Origin of the sequence: Streptomyces sp. CB02959, assembly GCF_002803155.1 — a bacterium.
GTDB lineage: Bacteria > Actinomycetota > Actinomycetes > Streptomycetales > Streptomycetaceae > Streptomyces.
Genome location: NZ_NNBP01000020.1, coordinates 75670 through 90937, shown reverse-complemented (window position 1 = coordinate 90937; position 15268 = coordinate 75670). Strand labels below are relative to the sequence as shown.

Annotated in this window: 14 protein-coding genes; 9 read left to right on the top strand and 5 right to left on the bottom strand. The window is 72.0% G+C overall.

Features of this window, described 5'->3' with window-relative positions:
* Window position 1 precedes the first annotated feature (1 nt).
* The 3 genes from CG747_RS28970 to CG747_RS28960 all read left to right on the top strand — a co-directional run bounded on the left by CG747_RS28970 (window position 2) and on the right by CG747_RS28960 (window position 2919).
* Window positions 2-1459 carry an aldehyde dehydrogenase family protein gene (locus CG747_RS28970; protein ID WP_100604799.1) on the top strand — a complete coding sequence of 486 codons (1458 nt, stop codon included), beginning with the start codon at window positions 2-4 and terminating at the stop codon, window positions 1457-1459.
* 163 nt (window positions 1460-1622) lie between these two features.
* Entirely contained in the window at window positions 1623-2171 is a 549-nt protein-coding gene (locus tag CG747_RS28965; protein WP_100604798.1) for a DinB family protein, read from the top strand.
* 91 nt (window positions 2172-2262) lie between these two features.
* Window positions 2263-2919: a PadR family transcriptional regulator gene (locus CG747_RS28960; RefSeq protein ID WP_100604797.1), complete on the top strand. Its 657-nt coding sequence runs from the start codon at window positions 2263-2265 to the stop codon at window positions 2917-2919.
* Window positions 2920-2946: 27 nt separating this feature from the next.
* Here the strand turns inward: CG747_RS28960 and CG747_RS28955 are convergent, their stop codons facing one another.
* The 3 genes from CG747_RS28955 to leuE form a co-directional block, all read right to left on the bottom strand.
* Window positions 2947-4362, bottom strand: a complete 1416-nt coding sequence (locus CG747_RS28955) for a glutamate decarboxylase (protein ID WP_100604796.1) — start codon at window positions 4360-4362, stop codon at window positions 2947-2949.
* A gap of 16 nt (window positions 4363-4378) precedes the next feature.
* Window positions 4379-5002 (bottom strand): NAD(P)H:quinone oxidoreductase, encoded by a 624-nt coding sequence (wrbA, locus tag CG747_RS28950; RefSeq protein WP_100604795.1) that lies wholly within the window; start codon window positions 5000-5002, stop codon window positions 4379-4381.
* Window positions 5003-5146: 144 nt separating this feature from the next.
* Window positions 5147-5848: a leucine efflux protein LeuE gene (leuE, locus tag CG747_RS28945; protein WP_100604794.1), complete on the bottom strand. Its 702-nt coding sequence runs from the start codon at window positions 5846-5848 to the stop codon at window positions 5147-5149.
* A 121-nt stretch (window positions 5849-5969) separates the two neighbouring features.
* On the opposite strand from leuE, the gene CG747_RS28940 reads away from it, so the two are divergent.
* The gene (locus CG747_RS28940; RefSeq protein ID WP_100604923.1) at window positions 5970-6728 is read left to right on the top strand and encodes a MerR family transcriptional regulator; all 759 of its coding nucleotides are present in this window, start codon (window positions 5970-5972) and stop codon (window positions 6726-6728) included.
* A 67-nt stretch (window positions 6729-6795) separates the two neighbouring features.
* On the opposite strand, the gene CG747_RS28935 is transcribed toward CG747_RS28940, so the two are convergent.
* A complete protein-coding gene (locus CG747_RS28935; RefSeq protein WP_100604793.1) occupies window positions 6796-7164 on the bottom strand; it encodes a YbjQ family protein in 369 nt (122 codons plus the stop codon).
* Between the two features lie 287 nt (window positions 7165-7451).
* On the opposite strand from CG747_RS28935, the gene CG747_RS28930 reads away from it, so the two are divergent.
* A complete protein-coding gene (locus CG747_RS28930) occupies window positions 7452-8144 on the top strand; it encodes a DedA family protein (RefSeq protein ID WP_100604792.1) in 693 nt (230 codons plus the stop codon).
* Between the two features lie 463 nt (window positions 8145-8607).
* The gene (locus tag CG747_RS28925) at window positions 8608-10335 is read left to right on the top strand and encodes a threonine/serine exporter family protein (protein WP_100604791.1); all 1728 of its coding nucleotides are present in this window, start codon (window positions 8608-8610) and stop codon (window positions 10333-10335) included.
* A 145-nt stretch (window positions 10336-10480) separates the two neighbouring features.
* Here CG747_RS28925 and CG747_RS28920 read toward each other — a convergent pair whose 3' ends face one another.
* A complete protein-coding gene (locus tag CG747_RS28920) occupies window positions 10481-10972 on the bottom strand; it encodes an inorganic diphosphatase (protein WP_100604790.1) in 492 nt (163 codons plus the stop codon).
* Window positions 10973-11058: 86 nt separating this feature from the next.
* Between CG747_RS28920 and dacB the strand changes: the two genes are divergently transcribed.
* The 3 genes from dacB to tilS all read left to right on the top strand — a co-directional run bounded on the left by dacB (window position 11059) and on the right by tilS (window position 15184).
* Window positions 11059-12672 carry a D-alanyl-D-alanine carboxypeptidase/D-alanyl-D-alanine-endopeptidase gene (gene dacB / locus CG747_RS28915; protein ID WP_100604789.1) on the top strand — a complete coding sequence of 538 codons (1614 nt, stop codon included), beginning with the start codon at window positions 11059-11061 and terminating at the stop codon, window positions 12670-12672.
* Window positions 12673-12836: 164 nt separating this feature from the next.
* A complete protein-coding gene (locus CG747_RS28910) occupies window positions 12837-13982 on the top strand; it encodes a zinc-dependent metalloprotease (RefSeq protein WP_100604788.1) in 1146 nt (381 codons plus the stop codon).
* A gap of 194 nt (window positions 13983-14176) precedes the next feature.
* Window positions 14177-15184: a tRNA lysidine(34) synthetase TilS gene (gene tilS / locus CG747_RS28905; RefSeq protein ID WP_100604787.1), complete on the top strand. Its 1008-nt coding sequence runs from the start codon at window positions 14177-14179 to the stop codon at window positions 15182-15184.
* The last annotated feature ends 84 nt before the right edge of the window (window positions 15185-15268 follow it).

Below are 15268 nucleotides of genomic sequence, written 5' to 3'. Positions count from 1 at the left end.
CATGTCCTTCTTCGCAGACCTGGCCTACCAGTTCATCGACGGTGAGTGGCGGGCCGGCAGCGGCTCGTGGGACATCATCGATTTCAACCCCTACGACCAGGAGAAGCTGGCGTCGATCACGGTCGCCGGCGTGGACCAGGTCGACGCGGCCTACCGCGCCGCCGAGCGGGCGCAGCGGGACTGGGCGCTGCGGAACCCCTACGAACGGCGGCAGGTCACCGAACGGCTGCTGCGGCTGATCGAGGAGCGCGAGGAAGAGATCGTCGAGACGCTCGTCCTCGAACTCGGCGGCACCCGTATCAAGGCCGAGTACGAGGTCCGGCTCGCCAAGGAGTTCGTCCGCGAGGCGATCCAGCTGGCCCTGCGGCCGCAGGGGCGGATACTGCCCTCGCCGGTGGACGGCAAGGAGAACCGCGTCTACACCCGGCCGGTCGGCGTCATCGGCGTGATCAGCCCGTTCAACTTCCCGTTCCTGATCTCCCTGAAGTCCGTGGCGCCGGCGCTGGCGCTGGGCAACGCCGTGGTCATCAAGCCCAACCAGAACGCCCCGATCTCCGGCGGCGGGCTGATCGCCAGGCTGTTCCAGGAAGCCGGGCTGCCGGACGGCCTGCTCAACGTGCTGATCACCGACATCGCGGAGATCGGGGACGCGCTGATCGAGCACCCGGTGCCGCGGGTGATCTCGTTCGCCGGCTCGGACAAGGTCGGCCGGCACGTCGCGGCGGTCAGCGCCGGGCACTTCAAGCGGGTGGTCCTCGAACTCAGCGGCAACAGCGCGCTGATCGTGCTGGACGACGCCGATGTCGACTACGCGGTGGACGCCGCGGTCTTCAGCCGGTTCGTCTACCAGGGGCAGGTCTGCATGGCGGCCAACCGGGTGCTGCTGGACCGCGCGGTGGAGGCCGAGTTCACCGAGAAGTTCGTGGCCAGGGTGGCGGCGCTGCGGACCGGTGACCCGCGTGATCCGCGCACCCAGATCGGCCCGCTGATCAACACCTTCCAGGCGGAGGCGCTGACCTCGCTCGTGGACCGGGCGATAGCCGAGGGCGCCACGGCGCTGCTGCGCGGCCGTACGGAGGGCAACCTCGTCGAGCCGAGCGTGCTGGCCGGGCTGCCCGCGGACTCCGCCCTGCACGGCCAGGAGCTGTTCGGGCCGGTGGCGCTGCTGGTGCCGTTCGACGGCGAGGACGAGGCGGTGCGGATCGCCAACGACACCCCGTACGGGCTCAGCGGCGCGGTGCACACGGCCAATGTGGAGCGCGGGGTGCGGATCGCCCAGCGCATCGAGACCGGGATGGTCCACGTCAACGACGGGACGGTGCACGACGAGCCGCAGGTGGCGTTCGGCGGGGAGAAGTTCTCCGGTATCGGGCGGCTGAACGGCGAGTCCACGGTCGAGGCGTTCACCACGCAGAAGTGGGTGTCGATCCAGCACGGGCGGACGCCGTTCCCGCTCTGAGGCGGGGCGGGAATCCGTGGCGGCACACGGGCGGTCCGCGGGGATCTAGGACACCAACCGTCCTAGCTGCTCCCTAGCGTGGAAGGTGTCGGAAAACGGCCGGACGGCCCGGTGCCGGCCAGCCCGCGGCGTCCTGCCGCAGGCGTGACGAAAGGCGGAACCCATGCCCACTTTTGTTCAGACCGAGACTTCCGGTGACGAGCGCGGGGCGCTGCTGGCCTTCCTGGAGGCGCAGCGCGGCGGGCTGCGGCGGGCGGTCCTGGGGTTGACCCACGAGCAGGCGAAGGCGCAGCCGAGCGCCAGCGAGCTGTCCCTGGGCGGGCTGGTCAAGCACGTCGCGCAGGTCGAGCAGCGCTGGCTGGAGCTCGCGCAGCAGCGGGAGCACGCCATCCAGCTCGATCAGAGCACCTGGCACCTGGGCTTCCAGCTGCAGGACGGCGAGACCGTCGAGGGGATGCTGGAGTTCTGGGACAAGGTCGCGGCCGAGACGGAGGAGTTCATCCGCTCCGTGCCGAGCCTGGACGACACCTTCCCGCTGCCCCCGGCTTCGTGGTTCCCGAAGGACGCCCGGCAGTCGATGCGGTGGCTGGTGCTGCACCTGATCGAGGAGACCGCCCGGCACGCCGGCCATGCCGACATCGTCCGCGAAACCCTGGACGGCAAGACGGCCTTCGCGCTGGTGGACGAGGAGCGGCAGGCGCGGGAGGGGTAGCGGGTGGTCGCCGCGCCCGGTCTCCGGTCCCGGACAGGCCCTAGGCTGGCGGCCGGGCGCCTGCGGGATGCGCCCCGGGAGTGAGGTGGCGATGTCGGCGATCCGACTGCTGGTGCTGGGGTCCGTGCGGCAGCACGGCCGGGCGCACGGCTACCAGGTCCGCAACGACCTGGAGTACTGGGGCGCGCACGAGTGGTCCAACGCCAAGCCGGGGTCGATCTACCACGCGCTCAAACAGATGGCGAAGCAGGAACTGCTGCTCGCCCATGACATCGCGCCGAGCACCGCCGGCGGTCCGCCGCGCACCGAGTACGAGCTGACCCCGGCGGGCGAGGAGGAGTACTTCCGGCTGCTGCGGGCGGCGCTGGCGCAGCGCGACCCCAAGACCGACGTGCTCAGCGCCGGTATCGGCTTCATCGTCGATCTGCCGCGGGACGAGGCGGTGGCGCTGCTCAAGGAGCGGGTGCGGGCGCTCGCGGAGTGGCGGACGTCGGTCACCTCGTACTACATGCCCGAGGGCGGGCCCGGACAGTTCGGTCATATCGGCGAGATCATGCATATGTGGCTGCACGAGGCGGACAGCGGCGCGGAGTGGACCCGCGGGCTGATCGAGCGGATCGAGGGCGGGGCGTACGTCTTCGCCGGCGAGGGCGAGCCGTTCGTGGGGGTGCTCGCGGAGGGGCAGCCGAACCCGTACGCGACGCGGGACGGCGACGGGACGGGCGGGGACGGGCCGGACGCCGGCTGACGGCGGGGCGTCCGGGGGCCGCGGCCGTCAGTGGTGGAAGGCGGTGGCGACGTTCTCCGGGCGGCCCAACGGGGCGGATTGCCGGCGGAGTTCGGTGAGCAGTTGCTCCAGGTCGGCCACGAAGTTGTCGGCGAGGTCCAGCGAGAAGCCGTTGCGGCAGACCACGCGCAGGACGGAGAGGTCCTGGCGGTTGGGCGGGAAGGTGTACGCGGGGATCAGCCAGCCGCGTTCCTTCATACGGCGGGACACGTCGAAGACGTCGAAGGACGTGACGTGGTCGGCGGTGGTGAAGGCGAAGACCGGCAGCTGGTCGCCCTGGGTGAGCAGGCGGAAGTCGCCCAGTGCGCCGATCTGTTCGGCCATCGAGCAGGCCACGTCGCGGGTGGCCTGCTGGACGGCGCGGAAGCCCTCCCGGCCCAGCCGCAGGAAGGTGTAGTACTGGGCGGCGACCTGGGCGCCGGGGCGGGAGAAGTTGAGGGCGAAGGTCGGCATGTCGCCGCCCAGGTAGTTGACGCGGAAGACCAGTTCCTCCGGGAGCGTGTCCTGGTTGCGCCAGAGTGCCCAGCCGACGCCGGGGTAGACCAGGCCGTACTTGTGGCCGGAGGTGTTGATGGAGGCGACCCGGGGGAGGCGGAAGTCCCACTGCAGGTCGGGGTCGAGGAACGGTGCGATCATGCCGCCGGAGGCGCCGTCCACGTGGACCGGGACGTCCAGGCCGGTGCGTTCCTGGAGCGCGTCGAGTGCCGCGCAGATCTCCGCCACCGGCTCGTAGGAGCCGTCGAAGGTCGAGCCCAGGACGGCGATGACGCCGATGGTGTTCTCGTCGCAGAGCGCGGCGGCGGAGTCCGCGTCGAGGTGGAAGCGGTCGCCCTCCATGGGGACCTGGCGGGCCTCGACCTCCCAGAAGTTGCAGAACTTCTCCCAGCAGACCTGGACGTTGGCGCCCATGACGAGGTTGGGCCGGGCGGTGCCGGGATAGCGGTCGTGGTTCCGCCTGGCCCAGCGGCGCTTGAGGGCCATCCCGGCGAGCATGCAGGCCTCGCTGGAGCCGGTGGTGGAGCAGCCCATGGCGGCGGCCGGGTCGGGGGCGTGCCAGAGGTTGGCGAGCATCGCCACGCAGCGCCGCTCCAACTCGGCGGTGCGCGGGTACTCGTCCTTGTCGATCATGTTCTTGTCCCGGCACTCCGTCATCAGGACGTCGGCCTGCGGCTCCATCCAGGTCGTGACGAAGGTGGCGAGGTTGAGCCGGGCGTTGCCGTCCAGCATCAGCTCGTCGTGGACGAACTGGTAGGCGTTGTGCGGGGAGATCGGCCCTTCGGGGAGGGTGTACCGCGGGGGAGCGGTCTCCATCCCGGCGACCGGGTCGGCCTCGCCGTAGAAGGGGTTCACCGGGTGCGGCCGGCGTTCGCGGGCCCGTTCGGTGCCGCCTTTGTGGAGGGTCATCTGCTGAGGCCTTTCGTCAACGGGTGGCGGCCATACCGGTTTTGAGGGCTCTGGTGAGCCGCACCACGCGCTCCGCCTGGATGCGGGCGGCGGTGCGGGCGTCGGCGTCGACCGGGGTGTCCGGGCCGCCGACGTGCGAGGTGCCGTAGGGATTGCCGTCGGTGAACTTCGCCGGGTCCGTGTAGCCCGGGGGGACGAGGACGCCGCCGAAGTGGTGGACGCTGTTGTACAGCGCCAGGAGGGTGGACTCCTGGCCGCCGTGCCTGGTGGCGGAGGCGGTGAAGCCGCTGTAGACCTTGTCGGCCAGCCGCCCCTGCTGCCAGAGGCCGCCCAGGGTGTCCATGAACTGCTTGAGCTGGGACGTCACGTTGCCGAAGCGGGTGGGGGTGCCGAAGAGCACCGCGTCCGCCCAGAGCATGTCGTCGTGGGTCGCCTCAAGGATGTCGGCGGTGGCGGTGACGTTGGCCGCCCAGGCCGGGTTGGAGTCGATGGCGGACTGCGGGGCGAGTTCGGCGACCCGGCGCAGCCGTACGTCGGCGCCCGCGTGCTCGGCGGCGTCGGCGATCAGCCGGGCCAGTTCGGCGACGGTGCCGGTCGACGAGTAGTAGATGACGGCGACGTTGACGTCGTGCGCGGGCATGGATACACCTCCTGGAACCCGACAATAGGGGCGTAAGGGGTGCATGGCCTCCAGGGTTCGCCCAGTGGAAGCGCGACCGGGCCGGGCCCCTGGGGACCCGGCCCGGTCGTGGGGCGGCGCCGCGCGGGCACCGCTCCGCAGCGGTCAGCTCGTGCTGGCCAGCGACAGCTTCGCGGCGAAACCGAGGAAGGCGGCGCCGGCGCCCGCGGAGAGTCCGGCCGTCAGCCGCTTGCGGCGGCGGAAGGTCGCCGCCAGGTACGTGCCGCTGAAGATCAGCAGCGACAGGTAGCTGAAGCTGAAGAGCTGCGCCCAGGCGCCGAGGGTCAGGAACGACAGCACCGGGTGCGCATACGAGGGGTCCACGAACTGCACGAAGAAGGAGATGAAGAACAGGATCGCCTTCGGGTTGAGCAGGCTGACCACCAACGCCCGGCGGAACGGCCGCTCGACGGTCTCCTTCGGTGCCGTGCCGGCCGCCGCGGGGGCCGCTCCGGCCGGCTGCTCGGCCGACCCGTCCCGCACGGCCCGGTGCGACGCCCGGCCGCCGCGCCACAGCGACCAGGCGCCGCGCAGCATCCCGACCGCCAGCCACGTCAGATAGCCCGCGCCGGCGAACTTCACGATGCCGAACAGCACCGGGCTGGCCTTCAGCAGCGAGGCCACCCCGCCCGCCGACAGCGTCATCAGTACCGTGTCGCCGCACAGCACACCCGCCGCCGCCCGGTACGCCACCCGGCGGCCGCGCCGGGCGGCCACCGAGACGACGTAGAGCGAATTCGGCCCCGGCAGCAGGACAATCAGGGCGAGGCCCGCCAAATACGTGGACAGATCCGTTATTCCGAGCATGGGCGGAGGATCTCACCCGCGGGCCCACCGCCTCACCCGGCTTTCAGAATCCGGACTTGCACCTCACGTGACGTGAGGAGCCATCGTGAAGCACGTACCGATGACCGACGAGGGAGCGGAAGTGAGCTATTCGGTAGGCCAGGTCGCCGGTTTCGCCGGAGTCACGGTGCGCACCCTGCACCACTACGACGAGATCGGACTGCTGGTGCCCGGCGAACGCAGTCACGCGGGGCACCGGCGCTACGGCGACCACGACCTGGACCGGCTCCAGCAGATCCTGTTCTACCGGGAACTGGGCTTTCCGCTCGACGAGATGGCGGCCCTCCTGGACGACCCCGACGCGGACCCGCAGGCGCATCTGCGGCGCCAGCACGAACTGCTGACCGCGCGGATCGGGACGCTCCAGAAGATGGCCGCCGCCGTCGCACACGCAATGGAGGCACGCAGGATGGACGTACGGCTCACACCGGAGGAGAAGTTCGAGGTCTTCGGCGGCTTCGACCCCGACCGGTACGCCGACGAGGCGGCGGAGCGCTGGGGCGGCACCGACGCCTACCAGGAGTCGCGGCGCCGGACGGCGGCGTACACCAAGGACGACTGGAAGCGGCTGACGGCGGAGTTCGACGCCATCCACCGCAGGATGGCGGAGCTGCTCGGGCAGGGGGTGCCGGCGGACTCCGAGGCGGCGATGGACGTCGCCGAGGAGCACCGGCGGTTCATCGGCGGGGCGTACTACGACTGCACCTACGAGATCCACACCGGGCTCGGCGAGATGTACGTCGCGGACGAGCGGTTCACCGCCACCTACGAGGCGATCCGGCCGGGGCTCGCGGTGTACATGCGGGACGCGATGCTGGCGAACGCGGTGCGGAACGTGTGAGGGGCGGGGGCGCGGGGCGCCGGTGAGGCGCTCGCAGAGGGCTCGCGGGCGGTGCTGCCGGCCCCGGTCAGCCCTGGGGCTCCACGACGACGGCCGTGCCGTAGGCGCAGACCTCGGTGCCGACGTCGGCGGCCTCGGTGACGTCGAAGCGGAACATCAGGACCGCGTTCGCGCCGCGCGAGCGGGCCTGCTCCACCAGGCGTTCCATGGCCTGGTTGCGGGTCTGGACGAGGGTCTTGGTCAGGCCGCGCAGCTCGCCGCCGATCATCGACTTCAGGCCCGCGCCGATCTGGCTGCCCAGATGCCGGGAGCGGACGGTGAGGCCGAAGACCTCGCCGATGACCTGTTTCACGTGAAACCCCGGTACGTCGTTGGTCGTCACGACCAGGACGTCGGACTGCGCGTGCTGTCCGCCGCCGTACTCCTCGATGCCCATGGTCCGCACCTCCTGTCCTTCCGGCCAGGATCACCCGGGTCGGCGGGGGCGGCCAGCGGTCGGGGGCGGTCGGGTGGGAAGGGGGGCCGAGGCGGCGGTGGTGGGGCCGGTGGCGGGTGTTCGCCGCCGGGGTCCGGGGCGGGCGGGGGCCGGGGTCGGGGCTACGCCTGGAACCGCTGGGCGTCATATTCCGTTGATAGCTTTGGGCCGCACACTGCGCCTGCATCCCCGCTTCCGCTCGCCGCACCGCGCGAGCCGGGCGCCCTCGACCCAGGAGCCTTCACCCCGTGAATACTCTCGCGCTCGGCCCCCAGTGGCTGAACTCGGACTACTTGATCACGACTTTCGGCCTGATCGGCGTCCTGCTCATTGTCTTCGCGGAGTCGGGGCTGCTGATCGGCTTCTTCCTGCCCGGCGACTCGCTGCTGTTCACCACCGGCCTGATGGTGACGACGAACAAGATCGACAAGCCGCTGTGGCTGGTGTGCGCGCTGGTGGTGCTGGCGGCGGTGCTGGGCGACCAGGCCGGCTACCTCTTCGGGCGCAAGGTCGGCCCGTCGCTCTTCAGCCGGCCCGACTCCCGGCTGTTCAAGCAGGAGAACGTGGAGAAAGCGCACGCCTTCTTCGAGAAGCACGGTCCGAAGTCGCTGATCCTGGCCCGGTTCGTACCGATCGTTCGGACCTTCACGCCGATCATCGCGGGCGTGAGCGGGATGCAGTACCGCTCCTTCATCCTCTTCAACGTCATCGGGGGGACGTTGTGGGGAGCCGGCGTGACGCTGCTGGGCGCCGCGCTGGGCAACGTCGCGTTCGTGCACAAGAACATCGAGATGATCCTCGTGGCGATCGTGCTGATCTCCGTGGTGCCGGTCGCCATCGAGTTCCTGCGAGCCCGCGGCAAGGCGAAGAAGGAGCCGGGCGGCGCGGCGGCGGACACGACGGCCCGCACGCAGGGGCGGGGGCGGCACGCGCGGCGCTGACGCGCTTGGTTGGCCGGACGTTTTTGGCTTTCCCGCCGTGGGGGTTGCTCGCCGTTGCGCCTGGCGGCGCGGGCCCGCTCGTACGCTGCCGCCGTGCGGCGTCGTGTCGCCTGGCGGCGAGCCATTGTCCGCTGCGCGGGGCTGTTGGGTGCGGTGTCGGGTCGGAGGGGTCGGTGTGCAGGACTGCTGCGCTTTACGTCCTGCACACCCCCACCCCACAGGCCCGGCACCGCGGCCGACCAGCCCCGCGCAGCGGACCGGCCCGCCGCAGGCGAAACGACGCCGCACAGCAGCAACGCCCGCGCCGCAGGCGCAAAAACAGCAAGCCCCACGGCGGGCCAGCCGACAACGTGCGGGGCAGCCAAGCGCAGCGAAGGGCCCCCGGGGAAGCGCCGCGCCCCCCTATACGGCATCGTGTGCATGACCGGTCGGCAGGAGGCGTAGGTAAGAGGAGCGGAGAGACGTGGCGTCGGATCCACCACGCGGCAGCGGCAATGGCGGCAGCGGTAGGAGCAATGGCAGCGGTACCTCGGAGCAGGCCGGTCCTCCGGAGGAGCGCAAGCCGCAGTCGGACGAGGCGCGCAGCGCCTTCACCCCGCCGTTGGGCGTTCCGTTGCCCGCGCCACCTGAGGAGGAGCACCCCACCTCCGAGTTCGCGTTGCCCGACGGGCTCCGGGCGGAGGGGCCGGCCGAGCCGGAGGGGTCGGCGTTCGCGCCGCCGGGGGGCACCACCGGTCAGACCCCGCTCCCCACGTTCACGCCGCCGCACGGCATACCGGTACTCAGCCTGACCAAGGAAGCGCCGTGGCAGGACCGGATGCGCACCATGCTGCGGATGCCGATCCACGAGCGGCCGGTGCCCGAGCGCGCGGAGCGCACCGAGGAGGAGGGCGCCGGCCCCGCCGTGCCGCGCGTCCTGGACCTGACGCTGCGTATCGGCGAGATCCTGCTGGCCGGTGGTGAGGGCGCCGAGGACGTCGAGGCGGCGATGTTCGGCGTGGCGCACGCCTACGGGCTGGAGCGGGTCGAGCCGACCGTCACCTTCACCCTGTTGTCGATCTCGTACCAGCCGTCCCTGGTCGACGACCCGGTCACCGCGAGCCGGACGGTGCGTCGGCGCGGTGTCGACTACAACCGGCTGTCGGCGGTCTTCCGGCTGGTCGACGAGATCACCTCCGAGGGGATCAGCCTCGAAGAGGCGTACCGCGGCCTGGCCGAGATCCGTCGTAACCGGCACCCGTACCCGAGCTGGGGGCTGACGCTGGCCTCCGGGCTGCTGTCCGGCGCGGCGAGCATGCTGGTCGGCGGCGGGACGCTGGTGTTCATCGCGGCGGCGATCGGCTCGATGCTCGGTGACCGGATCGCCTGGCTGGCGTCGGCGCGCGGACTGCCGGAGTTCTACCAGTTCGTGGTCGCGGCGATGCCGCCGGCCGCGATAGGGGTGGTCTTCGCCCTGGCGCACTCCAACGTGCAGTCCTCCGCGGTGATCACCGGTGGGCTGTTCGCGCTGATCCCGGGGCGGGCCCTGGTCGCCGCGGTGCAGGACGGGCTGACGGGCTACTACATCACCGCCTCCGCGCGCCTGTTGGAGGTCGGCTACCTGATCGTCGGCATCGTGGTCGGCGTGCTGTCCGTGCTCTATCTCGGGCTGCAGGCCGATCCCGGCCTCAAGCGGCTCAACCCGGAGCAGGCGCTGCGGCTGTACAACGAGCCGCTGGTGCAGACCGTGGCCGCGATGCTGCTGGCGCTGGCGTTCTGCGTCCTGCTCCAACAGGAGCGGCACACGGTGGCGTTCGCGACCATAAACGGCGGGGTCGCGTGGGTGGTGTACGGGGCGCTGACCGTCACCGCCGGATTCAACGCGGTGCCCTCCACCGCCATCGCCGCGGGGCTCGTCGGCCTCTTCGGCCAGCTGCTCTCCAGATACCGCTACGCCTCGGCGCTGCCCTATGTGACCGCGGCGATCGGCCCCCTGCTCCCCGGTAGCGCGACGTACTTCGGGCTGCTCAACTTCGCCCAGGGAAATCTGCTGGAAGGCTTCTCGTCGCTGATCAAGGCCGCCTCGCTGGCGCTGGCGATCGCCGTCGGGGTCAACCTCGGAGGCGAGGTCGCGCGGCTGTTCCTGCGGGCGCCCGGGCTCACCGAGGCGGGCGCGGGGCGTCGAGCGGCCAAGCGGACCCGCGGCTTCTAGGGCTCCGGGTCGGCGGACCCGCGACGCGCACGACGGGCGGCCCCCAGATGGGTGCCGCCCGTTCGCGTATGAAAATCAGAGCGCGTCGGCGGGTGTGCGGGGCTCCGCGGAACCCCGCCCGCCCGCCGGTCCGGCTCCGGTCGGGTCAGTGCCCGCCCTGCGCCTCGAAGCGCTTGTACGAGCGCTCGATCTCGGCCTCGGCGTCGGTGCGGCCGACCCAGTCGGCGCCCTCGACGGACTTGCCGGGCTCCAGGTCCTTGTAGACCTCGAAGAAGTGCTGGATCTCCAGGCGGTCGAACTCCGAGACGTGGTGGATGTCGCGGAGGTGCTCCACACGCGGGTCGGAGGCGGGGACGCACAGCAGCTTGTCGTCGCCGCCGGCCTCGTCCGTCATGCGGAACATGCCGATGGCGCGGCACTTGATGAGGCAGCCCGGGAAGGTCGGCTCATCCAGGATGACCAGGGCGTCCAGCGGGTCGCCGTCCTCGCCGAGGGTGTCCTCGACGAAGCCGTAGTCGGCCGGGTAACTGGTCGAGGTGAAGAGTCGACGGTCCAGGCGGATCCGACCGGTCTCGTGGTCCACCTCGTACTTGTTCCGCGAACCCTTCGGGATCTCGATGGTGACGTCGAACTCCACGGGTGGCTCCTCCATGATCAACACATACGTCTGGTGATTAAGTGTCCCCCACGCAGGTGTGTGGTGGCGAAAGGGGCTGGTCCGAAGTGCCCGAGACCCGAACGTGGCAGGTCAGATGGCAGTCGGCGCAGCGTTCCGCGCGGGTGGCGGCACGCCTGGCCGGGCGTTCCGCACGGACCGCGGCACGGGCCGCACAGCGCGCTGCGTACGCGACATCGAACGCCGCACAGCAGACGTGGCAGGCCGCACCGCGGCATACGCGGCAGACCTGGCAACTGACCGCGCTGTCCGCCGCCACCGGTCTGTCGGTCGCGGTCGTCGCGGTGGCGGCGGCCGGGCCGTGGGACTCGGGTCAGCGTACGGCCGAGCGGGCGGCGGCGGTCCCCGCTCCGGCAACAGGTGGCGAGCATCACGATGACGGCCGGGCGCCCGGCCCGGCGCCCAGCGCGCCGGCCGTGCTGACCGCGCTCGGCGGGCCGGCGCGCGGCACGGCGGACCGGGGCGCGGCGCCGGTGCCCACCGACGCGGGGCTGGCCGACGCCCTCACGCCGCTGCTGGCCGACCCGGCGCTGGGCCCGCTGCGGACCGCGTCCGTCGTGGACGTCGCCAACGGCCGGCAGGTCTTCGGCGAGAAGCCGGACGAGGCGGCCACCCCCGCCTCCACGGTCAAGCTGGCCACCGCGGTGGCCGCGCTCTCCCGGCTCGGCGCCGACCACCGCATCGACACCGGCGTCGTGCTGGCCGCCAAGGACCGGATCGTCCTGGTCGGCGGCGGCGACCCGACGCTCACCGCCCGGGCGTCCGGCGCCGGCCCCGGCGAGCGGCCGGCCAGTCTGCGGGACCTCGCCGACGCCACCGCCCACGCCCTGCAGCAGCGCAAGCTCACCACCGTCGGCCTCGGCTACGACGCCTCCGCCTACGCGGGGCCCGTCGAGCACCCCATCGGCCCCAACGAGAACATCGCCCCGGTCGCCGCCCTGATGACCGACGAGGCCCGCCTCGACGACAGCGACCACGGGACCGCGCCGCGCTCCACCGACCCCGCGGGCGACGCCGCCCGCACCTTCGCGGGCCTCCTCAAGGAGCGCGGGATCACGGTCACGGGGGATCCCGGGGAGGCCCGTGCCCCCAAGGGCGCCGAGCGGATCGCCGTCGTCCGCTCCCTGCCGCTCTCCGCCCTCGTCGAGCGGATGCTGACCTACAGCGACAACGACATCGCCGAGGCGCTGGCCCGCCAGACCGCGCTCGCCGCCCGTCGGCCCGCCAGCTTCGACGGCGCCGCCAAGGCCGTGCGGGACGCGCTGGCCGCCCAGCACCTCCCGTTGGCCGGCGCCGTCTTCGAGGACGGCAGCGGCCTGGACCGGGACGACAGGGTCTCCGCGAACCTGCTCTCCCACCTCCTGCTGGCCGCCGCCGCACCCGACAAGCCCGCCCTCCGCCCGATCGTCACGGGCCTCCCGGTGGCCGCCTTCACCGGCTCCCTCAGCGGCCGCTACGTGGGCGACACCGCGGGCGCCGGCATGGTGCGCGCCAAGACCGGAACCCTTACCGGCGTCAACAGCCTCGCCGGGACCGTCGTCGACGCCGACGGCCGCCTGCTGGCCTTCGCCTTCATGACCACCGGGACCACCGACCCCCAGGCCGCCCAGAAGGCCCTGGACCGCATGGCCTCCACGGTGGCCAACTGCGGCTGCCGCTAGACAGGCCACCAGCCCGCCGACCCGGAAGACCACCCGCCCGCCGTACCCCGAAGGCCCCGCGGCGGACACCGCCCGCCGCGGGTGCCACGGCGGGGCGGTCCACAACGTGGACCGACCACCCCAGTCGGCTACCCCACAGCGGAGCGTCCCCGTACGGTGAACCCATGACGAGCATCGGTGGTGTGGAGATGGTCGACTGGAATCTCGCGGTGGCGACCGCGACCCGGTTCGTACGGCCCGGCCCGGAGGTGAGCCGGGACGAGGCGCGGGCGATCGTCGCCGAGCTGCGCAAGCACGCCAAGTCGTCCGAGGCGCACGTCCGCGGGTTCACCCGGATGGCGCAGCCCGGTGCGCAGGGCGAGGCGGCGCCGCACGACACCCCGGTCCTGGTGGTGGACCGGCCCGGCTGGATCCGCGCCAACGTCGCCGGGTTCCGGGCGGTGCTCAAGCCGCTGCTCGCCAAGATGGAGGACCGGCGGTCCTCGACGCCCGGCGGTGCGGTGCTCGGGGCGGTCGGCGGCAAGGTGACCGGCGTGGAGCTGGGCATGCTGCTGTCGTTCCTGGCCTCACGGGTGCTGGGCCAGTACGAGACGTTCGCCCCGGCCTCGCGGAGCCTGCCGGCCGGGACGCAGGGCGGCCGGCTGCTGCTGGTGGCGCCGAACATCGTCCACGTGGAGCGGGAGCTCGACGTCGCGCCGCACGACTTCCGGCTGTGGGTGTGCCTGCACGAGGAGACCCACCGGACCCAGTTCAGCGCGGTGCCCTGGCTGCGGGACCACGTCGAGGGGGAGATCCAGTCCTTCCTGGCGGAGACCGACATCGACCCGGGGACGCTGCTGGAGCGGCTGCGGGAGGCCGCCCAGTCGCTGGCCGGGGCCAAGCCGGAGGGCGAGGAGAGCGACGAGGGCCGGTCGCTGGTGGACCTGGTGCAGACGCCCGCGCAGCGGGAGATCCTCGGCCGGTTGACCGCGGTGATGTCGCTCCTGGAGGGCCACGCCGACTTCGTCATGGACGGGGTGGGGCCCGAGGTGGTGCCCTCGGTGGCGGAGATCCGGGAGAAGTTCCAGCAGCGGCGGGCCAGCGGCGCGGGCCGGCTGGACCAGGCGCTGCGGAAGCTGCTGGGACTGGACGCGAAACTCCGGCAGTACCGTGACGGCGAGCGGTTCGTGCGGTCCGTCGTGGAGGAGGTCGGCATGGACGGCTTCAACCGCGTCTGGACGTCGCCGAACACCCTCCCCACCAAACAGGAGATCGCCAAACCGGCGGACTGGGTCGCGCGGGTGCACCGCAAGACGGACGGGGCACCGTAAGCGCAGAACGTGAGCTGGGCACGCCGGGCGGCAGAAGAGCGCCCCTTCAATCACCCGTCTGAGGGACCGTGACCGATGGATAGGCGTGCAATGCTCGGGGAACTGCTCGCCTCTGTCACCATCTAGGCACTCTGTGTGACGAAGTGCCGTCCACGGCCCGAGGCTCGCCCCCAGCTGAACGATTGGAAACGGACATGGGTCCCCATCCAGCGGTCGCCGCGATACGCCTGGCGGTCCGCCGCGTACTCCACGACGTGCTCAACCACCACTGCGCGCAGGACCGGCACGGTGCGCCGCTCGTGCTCGTCGCGTGCTCCGGCGGCGCCGATTCGATGGCGCTCGCCTCCGCCCTCGCTTTCGAAGCCCCCAAACTGGGTGTCCGCGCCGGGGGCGTGACCATCGACCACGGCCTCCAGGCGGGCTCCGACCTCCGTGCCGCGGAGGTCGCGCTGCGCCTGCGGGCACTGAAGCTCGACCCCGTCGACGTGGTCGGCGTCGAGGTGGGCCGGGCCGGCGGCCCCGAAGCGGCCGCCCGGGACGCCCGCTACGCCGCCCTGGACGCCACTGCCGAACGCCACGGCGCCAGTGCGGTCCTGCTCGGCCACACCCGCGACGACCAGGCGGAGACCGTCCTCCTGGGGCTGGCCCGCGGCTCCGGGATCCGCTCGCTCTCCGGGATGGCCGCGACCTCCGGGGCGAACGGCCGCTACCGCCGCCCCTTCCTGGACGTGGACCGGCAGACCGCCCGTACGGCGTGCCTCATCCAGGCCCTGCCCGTCTGGGACGACCCGCACAACACCGACCCCGCCTACACCCGTTCACGACTGCGGCACGAGGGGCTGCCCGCCCTGGAGAAGTGCCTGGGCAAGGGCGTCGTCGAGGCCCTGGCGCGGACCGCCCAGCTCTCCCGTGACGACGCCGACGCGCTGGACGCCTGGGCCGCCGACGCCGAGGCGACGGTGGTCGACGAGGACGGCACCCTCGACGTTGCCGGGCTCTTCGCGCTGCCGCCCGCGGTGCGCCGCCGGGTGCTGCGCCGGGCGGTCATCGCGGCCGGTTCGCCGGCCGGTTCGCTCTTCGCCCGGCACATCGAGGAAGTGGACCGACTCATCACGGCCTGGCGGGGGCAGGGGGCCATCAACCTGCCCGGGCGAGTGGGTGTGCGACGGCAGGGTGGCAGACTGGTCATTCGGCAGGGCTGAGCCGCAGGAGATCGAGCCCTGTTTTGTGATCTCGCGACCGGTTCCGGCTTCGTGAGCTCCACGACCGACCTGCACATCGAACCG